The sequence below is a fragment of the Microbacterium sp. 20-116 genome, assembly GCF_041079415.1.
Classification (GTDB): Bacteria; Actinomycetota; Actinomycetes; order Actinomycetales; family Microbacteriaceae; genus Microbacterium.
The window spans coordinates 51,346-63,364 of the sequence record NZ_JBFYGP010000010.1 but is presented as its reverse complement, the minus strand read 5'-3'; the positions used below and the strand labels follow the sequence as shown (position 1 = coordinate 63,364).

At 71.9% G+C, this 12,019-nt stretch carries 12 protein-coding genes; 7 read left to right on the top strand and 5 right to left on the bottom strand.

Going from position 1 to position 12,019, the window contains the following annotated elements:
- The first annotated feature begins 18 nt into the window (after nucleotides 1-18).
- From AB6V29_RS15400 to AB6V29_RS15390, 3 genes are all read left to right on the top strand, one after another.
- On the top strand, nucleotides 19-1,740 hold the full coding sequence (locus tag AB6V29_RS15400) for a glycoside hydrolase family 35 protein (RefSeq protein WP_369359718.1): 1,722 nt from the start codon (nucleotides 19-21) through the stop codon (nucleotides 1,738-1,740).
- 206 nt (nucleotides 1,741-1,946) lie between these two features.
- Entirely contained in the window at nucleotides 1,947-2,516 is a 570-nt protein-coding gene (locus AB6V29_RS15395) for a pyridoxamine 5'-phosphate oxidase family protein (RefSeq protein ID WP_369359716.1), read from the top strand.
- On the top strand, nucleotides 2,513-2,953 hold the full coding sequence (locus AB6V29_RS15390; protein ID WP_369359714.1) for a cupin domain-containing protein: 441 nt from the start codon (nucleotides 2,513-2,515) through the stop codon (nucleotides 2,951-2,953). The genes AB6V29_RS15395 and AB6V29_RS15390 overlap by 4 nt, the downstream gene beginning before the upstream one ends.
- 12 nt (nucleotides 2,954-2,965) lie before the next feature.
- Here the strand turns inward: AB6V29_RS15390 and AB6V29_RS15385 are convergent, their stop codons facing one another.
- Nucleotides 2,966-3,526, bottom strand: a complete 561-nt coding sequence (locus tag AB6V29_RS15385; RefSeq protein WP_307313406.1) for a CGNR zinc finger domain-containing protein — start codon at nucleotides 3,524-3,526, stop codon at nucleotides 2,966-2,968.
- 66 nt (nucleotides 3,527-3,592) lie between these two features.
- Between AB6V29_RS15385 and AB6V29_RS15380 the strand changes: the two genes are divergently transcribed.
- Nucleotides 3,593-4,846 carry an MFS transporter gene (locus tag AB6V29_RS15380; protein WP_369359712.1) on the top strand — a complete coding sequence of 418 codons (1,254 nt, stop codon included), beginning with the start codon at nucleotides 3,593-3,595 and terminating at the stop codon, nucleotides 4,844-4,846.
- Between the two features lie 120 nt (nucleotides 4,847-4,966).
- On the opposite strand, the gene AB6V29_RS15375 is transcribed toward AB6V29_RS15380, so the two are convergent.
- Genes AB6V29_RS15375 through AB6V29_RS15365 form a run of 3 tightly spaced genes read right to left on the bottom strand, consistent with a single transcriptional unit; the run spans nucleotide 4,967 to nucleotide 6,623 of the window.
- On the bottom strand, nucleotides 4,967-5,350 hold the full coding sequence (locus AB6V29_RS15375) for a type II toxin-antitoxin system VapC family toxin (RefSeq protein ID WP_369359709.1): 384 nt from the start codon (nucleotides 5,348-5,350) through the stop codon (nucleotides 4,967-4,969).
- Nucleotides 5,347-5,610 carry a hypothetical protein gene (locus tag AB6V29_RS15370; RefSeq protein ID WP_210077013.1) on the bottom strand — a complete coding sequence of 88 codons (264 nt, stop codon included), beginning with the start codon at nucleotides 5,608-5,610 and terminating at the stop codon, nucleotides 5,347-5,349. Before AB6V29_RS15370 ends, AB6V29_RS15375 begins: the two co-directional genes overlap by 4 nt.
- Before the next feature lie 47 nt (nucleotides 5,611-5,657).
- The gene (locus AB6V29_RS15365; RefSeq protein ID WP_369359707.1) at nucleotides 5,658-6,623 is read right to left on the bottom strand and encodes a LacI family DNA-binding transcriptional regulator; all 966 of its coding nucleotides are present in this window, start codon (nucleotides 6,621-6,623) and stop codon (nucleotides 5,658-5,660) included.
- A 132-nt stretch (nucleotides 6,624-6,755) separates the two neighbouring features.
- Here AB6V29_RS15365 and galT point away from each other — a divergent pair, with 132 nt between their 5' ends.
- The 3 genes from galT (at nucleotide 6,756) to AB6V29_RS15350 (ending at nucleotide 10,748) form a co-directional block, all read left to right on the top strand.
- Nucleotides 6,756-7,847, top strand: a complete 1,092-nt coding sequence (galT, locus tag AB6V29_RS15360; RefSeq protein ID WP_369359745.1) for a galactose-1-phosphate uridylyltransferase — start codon at nucleotides 6,756-6,758, stop codon at nucleotides 7,845-7,847.
- Entirely contained in the window at nucleotides 7,844-9,007 is a 1,164-nt protein-coding gene (gene galK, locus AB6V29_RS15355) for a galactokinase (protein ID WP_369359705.1), read from the top strand. Before galT ends, galK begins: the two co-directional genes overlap by 4 nt.
- A 280-nt stretch (nucleotides 9,008-9,287) precedes the next feature.
- Nucleotides 9,288-10,748 carry a carboxylesterase/lipase family protein gene (locus tag AB6V29_RS15350; protein WP_369359703.1) on the top strand — a complete coding sequence of 487 codons (1,461 nt, stop codon included), beginning with the start codon at nucleotides 9,288-9,290 and terminating at the stop codon, nucleotides 10,746-10,748.
- Between the two features lie 124 nt (nucleotides 10,749-10,872).
- Here the strand turns inward: AB6V29_RS15350 and AB6V29_RS15345 are convergent, their stop codons facing one another.
- The gene (locus tag AB6V29_RS15345) at nucleotides 10,873-11,856 is read right to left on the bottom strand and encodes an LLM class F420-dependent oxidoreductase (RefSeq protein ID WP_369359701.1); all 984 of its coding nucleotides are present in this window, start codon (nucleotides 11,854-11,856) and stop codon (nucleotides 10,873-10,875) included.
- Between the last annotated feature and the right edge of the window lie 163 nt (nucleotides 11,857-12,019).

Here is a 12,019-nt window from a genome sequence, read left to right as displayed (position 1 = left end):
GAGAACCCGAAAGACATCGTGACGACTTTCTCCATCGGCGAGACCGACTTCCTGCTCGACGGGAAGCCCCACCAGGTCATCTCCGGAACGCTGCATTACTTCCGCATCCACCCCGAACATTGGGCCGACCGCATCCGCACCGCCAAGGCCATGGGGCTCAACACCATCGAGACCTACGTGGCGTGGAACGCCCACGAGCCCGTTCGCGGGGAGTGGGATGCCACGGGGTGGAACGACCTCGGCCGCTTCCTCGACCTGATCGCCGAGGAAGGCCTGCACGCGATCGTGCGCCCGGGCCCGTACATCTGCGCGGAATGGCACAACGGCGGACTGCCGGTGTGGCTGACCTCGACGCCGGGCATCGGCATCCGTCGCTCGGAACCGCAGTTCATCGATGCGGTGTCGGAGTACCTGCGTCGGGTCTACGAGATCGTGGCGCCCCGCCAGATCGATCGCGGCGGCAATGTGGTGCTCGTACAGATCGAAAACGAGTACGGCGCCTACGGGTCCGACAAGACGTACCTGCGCGAGCTGGTGCGCGTGACCGAGGACGCCGGCATCACGGTGCCGTTGACGACCGTCGACCAGCCGATGCCGTGGATGCTCGAGGCCGGAAGCCTGCCGGGCCTCCACCTCACCGGCTCGTTCGGCTCGCGGTCGGAGGAGCGCCTCGCGACCCTCCGGGAGCACCAGCCCACCGGCCCGCTCATGTGCAGCGAGTTCTGGGACGGCTGGTTCGACTGGTGGGGCAGCATCCACCACACGACCGACCCCGCGGCATCCGCCCACGACCTCGACGTGCTGCTCGCCGCCGGCGCCTCGGTGAACATCTACATGGTGCACGGCGGCACGAACTTCGGCACCACGAACGGCGCGAACGACAAGGGCCGCTTCGACCCCATCGTCACCTCGTACGACTACGACGCCCCCATCGACGAGTCGGGCCACCCGACGGCGAAGTTCCACGCCTTCCGCGACGTCATCGCCAAGTACGCCCCGGTGCCCGAGGTCGTCCCCGCTCCCCGCCCGCAGGCACCCGCTTTCGAGGTGGGCTTGTCGGGAGAGGGAGACTGGATGCCGGCCCCCGGGCCCGTGGCCATCGCCGACGATCCGCCGAGCTTCGAGCAGATCGCCCACCTCGGCCCGCTCGTGCGGTACGACGTGGAGCTGCCCGCGTTCTCGGGTCCCGCGGCGCTCGTGTTCAGCGAGGTGCGGGATCTGGCGTGGGTGCACGTGGACGACACTCCCGTGGGTCGACTCTCGCGGACGCTGCACGAGCGCGCCCTCACGATCCCCGCGGGCGCTCGGCTCACGGTCCTCGTCGAGGACCAGGGCCGCGTGAACTACGCCGATCGCCTCGGCGAGGCCAAGGGCCTGTTCGGACCCGTCACCCTGAACGGCGAGACGCTCACGGGCTGGACGGCGACGCCCGTCGCCCTGGAAGCCGCGGAAGGAACGGGAGCCGGTTCGATGGGCCGCGTGCTGCTGCGCGGTTCGTTCGACCTGGACGCGCCCGCCGATCTGTTCCTCGACACCACCTCGTGGGGCAAGGGATACGCCTTCGTCAACGGCTTCTTCCTCGGGCGGTACTGGAACAACGTGCCGCAGAACACGCTCTACATCCCGGGTCCCGCGACCCGTGCGGGTGCCAACGAGATCGTCGTGCTCGAGCTGGAGCACGCGATCGAGGCCGTCGCCCGCTTCGTCGCCGAACCGTCGCTGGGGCAGCTCGAGGAGTAGTCCGTCACGAGAACAGGCGCGTGCGCCGAGAACAGGCCGATCCCGCGCGGGTCGGCCTGTTCTCGTGGCATCCCCTGTTCTCGTCGCGCCTTTCGTGCCTGCTCTCGCGTGAGGCGCCGCCTTTGTCGCGTCCGCAGCGCCGGAAGCGACGATTCTCGGAGCCTCACGCGGGAGAGGCGCGTGCCCGGGAGGAGCAGGATGGGGGCATGACGATGGCTGCGTGGCTCCGGTCGATCCCCTCCCTCACCGGGACTCCCCCCGGGCAGGATGCCGAGGCCCTCCCCGTCGCACCGGAGGCCCTGTTCGAGCGGTGGATCCGGCAGGCCGTGGACGCCGGCGTCGCCGAGGCACACGGCGCCACCCTCGCGACGGTCGATGCCGACGGCATCCCGGACGCCCGCACGCTGATCCTCAAGAACCTGGGGCCGGAGGGGTGGGCCTTCGCCGGTCCGCGCGCCTCCGCCAAGGGTGACCAACTCGCGGCCCGACCCGCCGCGGCGCTGAACTTCTGGTGGCCGGCGGTGCTGCGGGCCGTGCGCGTGCGCGGGCGAGTGGTCGAAGCCTCGGCCGAAGAGAGCGCGGCAGACCTCGCCGCCCGGTCCGCCGCCGCCCGCGACGGGATCGAGCCGGGCGGGTGGGTGCTCTGGCGACTCGTCCCCGACCGGGTCGAGTTCTGGCAGGGCTCCTCCGACCGCCGGCACCTGCGCACGATCTACCGGCGCACCGCCGAGGGCTGGCGGCTGACCGAACCCGCGAACGAGAGCGAGAACCGATGAGCGACTACGAGGTCACCGAGATCGGCGGGCTGGACGACTGGCGCGACCGCTTCGGGGGGTTCGCCCCGGCGCGATCCCGCGACGGGCGGCGCGTCGTCGACCAGGAGCTGACCATGCAGTTCATCGGGATGACGGCGAACGCTCTGCTGCCCGGAGAAGAGGCCGGTTATTGGCACACGCACACCCGGGTCGAGGAACTGTACGTCTTCCTCGAGGGGCGCGGCCAGATGGGCCTCGACGACGACGTGGTCGACGTCGGTCCCGGCAGCGTCGTGCGGGTCGGGCAGAACGTCTGGCGCACCTGGCGCGCGACCCCGGGCGGCGACAGCGAGCTGCGGTGGCTGTGCATCCGCGCGGGTGGCGAGGCGCTTCCGCCCCTGCCCGACGACAGCTCTCGCGATCCCGAACGGCCGATGCCGTGGGGGGCCGAGGCCTGACGGCGGTTTCCCTCAGGCGCGCGATCTCGCGTGGTGGCGCTTGACGCGGTTGCGGTTGCCGCAGCCGGCGGCGGTGCACCAGATGCGGTTGTGCCGGGGGGAGGTGTCGAGGTACACCCAGCCGCACGCGTCGTCGCCGCACTGGCGCGCCGCGCGTAGATCGGAGGTCAGCAGGTCGTGGGCGAGGAGGGCGATCGCCGCGCGCGGACCGGTCACATCGGCGGGCGGATGCCACTGCCACCGGTCGTCGCCGCGCTCCAGGCTTGAACGGCGCAGGGCGTCGACGTGCTCACGGGCGATGAGGGCCACGGCATCCGGAGAGTCCTCGAAGACGGCCTCGTAGACGGCTTCGCGCAGCGCGATGATCGCGGCGTGCTCCGCCGCGGCCGTTCGGGGTGTCGCGCGGACGATGCCCGGATCGGCGATCAGCCCGATCTCGGTGCACCATTCGAGCACCGCCCCGAAGTCCGGCAGCGTGTCGATCGCGCGGGCGTCGTCGAGTCGCCAGTGCACCGTGTCGACCAGGTCGAAGGCCGGGTGGCCCCCGACCCGCGGAAACGTCGTCGCGCCCATACCCGACAGACTAATGCGCGAAAAGCTGTTGACGCGTTACTGCGCGACCGACATTGTTAACGGGTGATGACGGAAACACGCGTTAGTAAACGTCTGGGTCGCGACTTCGACCGCTTCTGGTTGGCGCAGACGACCTCGGCCGTGGGCAGCCAGATCGGCGACCTCGCCGTTCCCCTGCTGGCCGTGGTGGTGCTGCACGCGACGGCGGCGGAGGCCGGACTGGTGGGGGTCGCCCGGTGGCTGCCGTTCCTTCTGCTCGCGCTCCCCCTCGGTGTCATCGTCGATCGCCGGCGGCGGCGACCCGTCCTCATCGCCGCCGATGCCGCTCGAGCAGCCCTCATCATCGTGCTCGTCGCCGTTGCCGTGAGCGGCTCTCTGACCCTTCCCGTGCTGCTCGGGCTCATCTTCGTGATCGGGGCCTTCACCGTCGCCTTCGAGGTGGCCTACCAATCGTTCCTGCCCACGGTCGCCGCCCGCGACCGACTCGAGGCGGCGAACGGCCGGTTACAGGCGACGGCCTCGGCCGCACAGGTCGGCGGGCCGGGTCTGGGCGGGTGGCTCGTGCAGACCCTCACCGCCCCGTGGGCCCTCCTCTCGCAGGCCGTCACCTACGCCGTCTCGGCCGTCGCGCTCATCGGCATCCGCGCCGGGGAGCCCGACCCCCTCCGCGAGCGGCGCGGCGCCCTCGCGGAACTGCGAGAGGGACTGAGCTTCGTGCGACGCGACCGCTACCTGGTCTCGCTCGTGGGCTTCTCGGCGATCTACAACCTGTTCGCCCAGTGGATCACCGTGCTGCTCCTCGTGCACGCCGTTCGCGAGCTCGGCCTGACGGCGGGGCATCTCGGCCTCGTCTTCAGCCTCGGCGCGGTGGGAGCCGTGGTGGGCGCTGCGGCCGCCCCCGCGAGCGTGCGGCGCTTCGGCGTCGGAGCGGTGCTCATCGCGTGCGCGGGGGCGGAGAGCCTCGTGCTCGGCGCCCTACCGTTCGTGGATGCCGCGTGGTCGACGCCCGTGATCGTCTGCGTGCTCGTGGGCGTGTTCGCGGTCAACGGCGCGGGCACCTCGCTCTCGAGCGTGGTGGCCCTCACCCTGCGGCAGCTGCGAACGCCCGACCTCCTGCTCGGGCGGGTCAACGCGACCGTACGGTGGATCTCGTACGGCGTCGTCGCGATCGGTGCGGGCCTCGGCGGCCTCGTCGGCGAAGCGCTGGGCACCCGAGCCGGGATCGCCGCGGGCTGCGTCGGGGTGGCCCTCACCGTCGTGTGGGTGGCGGCCTCGCCGCTTCGCACCGTCCGCACCACCGCGAGCATCGCTCTGGGTTGACCGACGGCAGCGCCTCACGGCGTCGCGATCACGGGCTCCGCGGCATCCGAGAGTGCGTCCTCGCCCCGCAACGGACAGAGGGCCAGGCGCGCCGAGCAAGACGAGGGGATCTGCGCCGGGTCAGTCGACGGAGAACAAGAGCGACATCTCGTCGGCCATGGCGGCCAGTCGCGTATCGAAGGTGGCGATGGGGACGCGCAGATGCACCGCCACCGCGAGAGCGCACGTGTCGGGCATATTCAATGCGTGCGTGGCACGCAATCGAGCCAGCAGCAGGGGCTCATCGGCCCCCATCGCCGCCACCTCTGCCCCGAGGCTGCGCAGGGCGTCCCACAACTCCCCCTCGCGCTCGACACGTGCGGCGGCGACGAGGGTCTCCGCGACGGTCAGCGGATGCAGGAGGAAGGGCCCCGCCTGTCGGGCGAAGAGAGCCTTCGCCCGGTCGTGGTGGGCATCGTCGGGGCTGAACAGGGCGATGACGACTCCGGCATCGAGAACGATCACTCGGGCCAGTCCCCGCGGAGCTCGTGGAGATACCCGTCGGGATAGATCCCCGCCAGCCGCTGGACCGCCGCGTCCACGGCGGCGCGACGATCGATCTCACGCTGCGACTGCTCATCCTGGATCGCCTGCCCACCCCGCACGACCAGGTGCATGAGCAGAGCGCTGGGCGACTCGTCGGGCCATCGAGAGCGCGCGATCTCCAGGGCCTGTTCGACCGCTCGCGTGTGCGTCACTTGCGTGCGCGGTCGGGTGGTCGGCATGCGGTCAGTGCACCACCGAGCGAATGAGGTGCAACACCTCTGACTCGTCACCTGCCCCCGCTGCTCGCACGCACCACGAGGGCCGCGGGCACCGTCTCGACGACGGGGGCTCCCCCCTCGATCGCTGCGACGAGAGCGGCCACGGCGCGGCGGCCGAGGGCGTCGAAGTCCTGGCGCACCGTGCTCAGCGGGGGGCGGAACTCCGCGGCATCCACGATGTCGTCGAAGCCCACCACGGCGACATTGGAGGGGATGCCCCGACCCGCGTCGGCGAAAGCGCGCAGAACGCCGAGCGCCATCTGGTCGTTGGCGACGAAGACGGCGGTGGCGTCGCCGAGATGCGCTGCGGCGCGATGCCCGGATGCCGAGGTCCAGTCGCCCCGAACGGGTGCGGGAGCGGCCACCCCGGCGTCGGCGAGGGCGTCGCGCCAGCCGCGCTCGCGTTCGGCGGCGGCGAAGGAGCGGGCGGGACCGGCGACGTGGTGCACGCTCGCGTGCCCGAGCGAGAGCAGGTGCGCGGTGGCCACACGCGCTCCCCCGGCGTGGTCGGTCTGCACGATCGAAAAGCGCTCGTCGGGCGGGGAGTCGACGACCACGAGGTGCAGGTCGGCGGGGGGTTCGGCATCGCGCGCGAGTTCGGTCGCCTCGTTCAGCACGACGGCGCCGTCGACGCCCTGGGAGCGGAGTCGGGCGAAAGCCTCGTGGATGCCGCGTTCACCGACGGTCACGACGGCCAGGGCGTAGTCGCGAGCGGCTGCGGCCTCGGAGATGGCCTGCAGCATGCGCGAGTTGCCGACCGAGGCGAGGGTCGACACGACGAGTCCGATCGTGGAGGTCTGGCCCGTGCGCAGCGCGCGCGCCGCACGATGCATGCGGTAGCCGAGGTCGGCCATGGCCTTTTCGACCCGCGCCCGCGTCGTGGGGTCGACGCGGGGGCTGCCGTTGACCACGCGCGACACCGTCTGCGCCGAAACCCCGGCCTTCGCGGCCACATCGGCCATGGATACGCGCATCGCTCCCCCTATGTTGACGATATCACGGCCCAGATGTAGCGTGTTATCGTGAACACGGACACCCCCTCCGCGCAGACCCTCAGCGCCGGCGTGATCAAGCGCTCGACGCGTCTCGCCGACGGTCGCGAACTGATGTACTTCGACGATCCCGGCACGGCTCTCGGCGCCGAGCGCTCGGTCGACGCCCGCACGCTCGACCCCCGGCCCGCCACCGCCACCATGCGGCAGGACGTCCTCACCGGCGACTGGATCACCGTGGCATCCAATCGGCAGAACCGCGCGTTCCTGCCGCCCGCGCACCTCGACCCCCTCTCGCCGCAGACGCCCACCAACCCGTCCGAGATCCCCTCGCTCTACGACGTCGCGGTCTTCGAGAACAAGTCGCCCTCGTTCGGCCCCGCCCTCGACACCGCGATCGGCGATGCCCCGGCGGCCGTCGACCCGCCCCGCAGTGACGACGACCTCGAACACCTGGGTCTCGGCCGCACCCGCACCTCGGTCGGCCGCTGCGAGGTCGTGTGCTTCAGCCCCCAGCACGAGGGCTCGTTCGGTTCGCTCTCGCGCACCCGCGCCCGCACCGTGATCGAGGCCTGGGCCGATCGCACCGCGGCGCTGTCGGCTCTGCCCGGCATCCGTCAGGTGTTCCCCTTCGAGAACCGCGGGCAGGAGATCGGCGTCACCCTCCCCCACCCGCACGGCCAGATCTACGCCTACCCGTACGTAACCCCGCGCACGCACCGCCTGCTCGACACGATCTCGCGCACCTCCGACGATCTGTTCGCGCGCATCCTGGAGTTCGAGCAGGCCGGTGAGCGCGTCGTGCTGCGCGGAGAACACTGGACGGCGTACGTGCCCTTCGCCGCCCGCTGGCCCATCGAGGTGCACGTGCTGCCGCACCGCCACCTGGCCGACCTCGCCGAGACGACCGACGCCGAGCGCGACGAACTCGCCCCCTTCTACCTGCGGCTGCTCCGCGGCATCGACGCGCTGTACGACACGCCCACGCCCTACATCGCGGCCTGGCATCAGGCCCCGGTCGGACGCGGTCGCGAGGCCGTACGCCTCAACCTGCAGATCACCTCGCCCCGCCGCGCCGCCGACAAGCTGAAGTACCTCGCCGGAAGCGAGGCCGCCATGGGCGCCTGGATCGGCGACGTGACCCCCGAGTCGCAGGCCGAGCGCCTGCGCGCCGCCCTCGACACCGTTCCGGAGGTGACGGCATGACCGCCGTCGACGACGCCCGCGCCCTGCTCACCACGCTGACCGACGCCGCCGAGGTCGGAGTGTGGTCGGCCCCCGGCCGCGCCAACCTCATCGGCGAGCACACCGACTACAACGAGGGCTTCGTCTTCCCCTTCGCGATCGCCCAGCGCACCGCGGCCGCCGTCGCCCTGCGCGACGACGACGTGATCCGCGTGCGCTCGACCTTCGCTCCCGACGCCGTGGAGGTCTCGCTCGCTGACCTCGATGCGCGCATTGCCGGCGGTGGCCTCGACTGGGCGGGCTACCCGCTCGGTGTGGCCTGGGCGCTGCTGCGGGAGGCTCCGGATGCCGCGGCCCGCGGCCTCGACATCGCTCTGGCCTCGGACGTGCCGGTGGGCGCGGGCCTGTCGTCTTCGGCCGCGATCGAGGGGGCTGTGGCCTCCGCCCTGAACGACGTGTGGACGGCCGGTCTCGACAAGGTCGCCCTCGCTCGCGTCGGCCGCGTCGCCGAGAACGACGTCGTGGGCGCCCCCACCGGGATCATGGACCAGATGGCCTCGATGCTGGGCGTCGCCGACGCCGCGACCTTCCTCGACTGCCGCACCCTCGCCACGCGCGCGGTGCCCCTCGGCTTCGCCGACGCCGGCCTGTCGATCCTCGTCACCGACACGCTCGTCGAGCACGCGCACTCCACCGGTGGGTACCGCGAGCGCCGCGAGGCCTGCGAGCGCGGAGCCGCAGCCTTCGGCGTCTCCTCTCTGCGCGATCTCACCGTCGACGACCTCCCGCGCGCCGAGCAGATCCTCGACGACGTTACGTTCCGCCGTGTGCGCCACGTGATCACCGAGAACCAGCGCGTGCTCGACACGGTCGCAGCCCTCGACGCCGACGGCCCCACCGCGATCGGCGACCTGCTCGTCGCCTCGCACGTCTCGATGCGCGACGACTTCGAGATCTCTGTCCCCGAGCTCGACCTGGCCGTCGAGACGACACTCGCCTCGGGGGCGCTGGGGGCGCGCATGACCGGCGGTGGCTTCGGCGGAGCGGCGATCGCACTGATCCCCACCGAACTCGTTCCGGCGGCGACGGCCGCGCTGCGCGCCGCGTTCGCGGCATCCGGCTTCCGTGCTCCGAACATCTTCACGGTGACGGCCTCCGAGGGCGCGCGCCGCGACGCCTGACCCTCCGGCGGTTTCGGCCACGACGCCGGCTGCTGCGCACGCGACGGGCCCCACCCCACCCGGACCCCTCACGCAGAAACGCGATTCGCACGCAAAAACGCGCTCTGCTCGCGTTTCTGCGCGCGGATCGCGTTTCTGCGTGGGTCGAAGGTTCGCCAGGCACCAGCACCACCCGGTCGGGGACGCAACGGATTACGACGGACGGCCCCCACCGGCGAACCGTCGCGCTGGCGCGCTGCGCGGGTGGAGCACCACCGCTGCGCGAGGGCAGGATGAAGACATGGATGCCGCTGCGCTCGTTCACACCTCGAAGGGCGCCGTCCGCGGCTTCCGGCGCGGCACCACCGCCGTGTTCCTCGGCATCCCGTTCGCTCAGGCTCCCGTCGGAGCGCTGCGCTTCGCCGCTCCTGTGCCGATCGACGCGTGGGAGGGCGAGCGCGACGCCACCGTCTTCGGACCGACCGCGCAGCGGGGCGACACGGGCATCACCCTCATCCCCGAGCCAAGCGTCCCGGGAGAGGCGACACTGAACGTCAACGTGTTCGCGCCGGCGGACCGGGACCGGGATGCCGCCCTCCCGGTGCTCGTGTGGATCCACGGCGGTGGCTTCACCTCGGGCTCCCCCGCGAGCCGCTGGTACGACGGCGACGCCTTCGCGCGCGACGGGGTGATCACGGTGGTGATCTCGTACCGCATCGGCTTCGACGGGTTCGGGCTCATCGACGGCGCCCCCACCAACCGGGGCCTGCGCGACCAGATCGCCGCCCTCGAGTGGGTGCGCGACGAGATCCGCACCTTCGGCGGCGACCCGGCCCGGGTCACGGTGGCGGGTCAGTCGGCCGGCGGCGGGTCGGTGCTGGCGCTGATGACCAGCCCCGCGGCATCCGGTCTCTTCTCGGGGGCGATGGCGATCTCGCCCGCGATCGGCGCGGTGACGCTCGCCTCAGCGGAGCGCTTCGCCGCTCGTGTCGCCGACAGAGCGGGAGTCCGCCCCGACCGCCGGGGCTTCGCCTCCGTGCCCGAAGAGCGCGTCCTCGCGGCGCAGAGGAGCGCCCTCGCCCCGCACCTCGCCCGGGCAGTCACGTCGCTGGCAACACTGCTCGACGACGGTCTGCCGCTCGGGCCGGTCGTCGACGGCGACGTGCTGCCCCGGCATCCGCTCGACGCTCTCTCCGACGGCGCCTGCGCCGACATACCGCTGGTGATCGGGTCGACCGACGACGAGTTCACGGCGCTCACCGCGCGCTACGCCGGCGCGCTCCGGGTGGTCCCGGTTCCGCTCGCCCTGGCCTTGCTCGGCCTGCGGCGCACGCGACGACGCGCCTACCTCGAGCGCACCCGGAGGCACGGAACCGCGGCCGTGCTCGGCGGCTTCTTCACCGACCGCGTCATCCGCTCGACCGTGCTCGAGACGGCTCGGGCGCGCGGTACGGCCCCGACCTGGGTGTATCGCTTCGCGTGGGCGTCGCCCGTGCCGACCATCGGCGTCGCGTGCCACTGCCTCGACGTCCCGTTCTGGTTCGACCACCTCGACGCCGACGGAGTCGCCACGATCGCGGGCACCCCTCCGCCCGACTTGGCCGCGCTCATGCACGGGGCGGCGGTCTCGTTCGCGCGGGACCGCGACCCGGGGTGGCCGGCCTGGGATGCCGAGACCCGGCCGGCGCGGGTGTTCGGGGCCCCGGCATCCGCCCCCGCCGTCGAACCCGACGCCTACGCCGAGGTCGCCCCGCTGGTCTGAGCGCTCAGCGTGGGTGGGCGCGCCGCACAATTGGAGACGCGCACCAGAATCGGATGCCGCGGGCTCACCGCTGCACTTACCCGAATCCGTTGCGGCCACGGAGGGCCGCTCCGACGCCGGGGGGTCAGAGGTGCGGCATGACCTCGCGCTCGAAGAGCGAGATGCCCGAGGTGTCGTAGGCGGCCTCGGGGAAGTAGTGGATCGCGTAACCGAGGCCGTGGTCGGCGCGCTCGCGCAGGCGTTCGACGATCTGCTCCGGGGTGCCGAAGGCGTCGGACGAGCGGTAGTCGGCCTCGATGGCATCCGCCCGCTCGTCGCCCACGTGCGGGCGCAGGCGCGCGACGACCGCGGCCAGGCGGTCGGATGCCTCGGCCTCGGTCTCGGCCACGATCGTGTTGAAGTTCGTCGACCGGGTGATCTCGGACGCGTCGCGGCCGAGGGCCTCGCAATGCCCGCGCAGCACCTCGGACTTGTGGTCGAACTCTTCGAGCGAGCCGCCGAAGTTCGTGTACGAGGCGTACTTCGCCGCGATCTTCAACGTGACCTTCTCGCCGCCGCCGGCGATCCAGAGCGGGATGCCGCCCGGCTGGAGGGGCTGGGGCTGGACGATCGCTCCGTCGACCTCGTAGTACGTGCCCGACAGAGTCGCCTCGCCCGTGGTCCACGCCTGGTGCATGATCTCGACGCCCTCGCGCAGGCGTCCGAGGCGCTCGGCGATGGGCGGGAAACCGTACCCGTAGGCCTTCCATTCGTGCTCGTACCAGCCGCCGCCGATGCCCATCTCGGTACGGCCGCCCGAGATCGCGTCGACGGTCGCCGCGACCTTCGCGAGGTACGCCGGGTTGCGGTACCCCATGCAGGTGCACATCTGACCGAGGCGGACGCGGTCGGTGGCGGCGGCGAAGGCGGCCATGAGCGTCCAGGCCTCGTGCGTGGCCTCGGTACTGGGAACCGGCGTGGTGTGGAAGTGGTCGTATACCCAGAGCGAGGTCCACGGGCCGTCGTCGGCGCTCTGCGCGAGCGAGTTCATCACACGCCAGTGCTCGGCGGGGTCGATCCCCACGAGGTCGAAGCGCCAGCCCTGGGGAACGAAGATGCCGAAGTCCATGGGCTCACCCTAGGCGGGGGCACCGACATCGGACACCGGTCGAGCCCGAACCCGCCGCGGCGGGCCTGAATGCGGCGCGTGCGCCCCTGACCTCCGCGATACGCACAACCTCAGCCCCACAACAGCCACCGCAACTGAAGCTGCGCGAATCACCGACTCCACG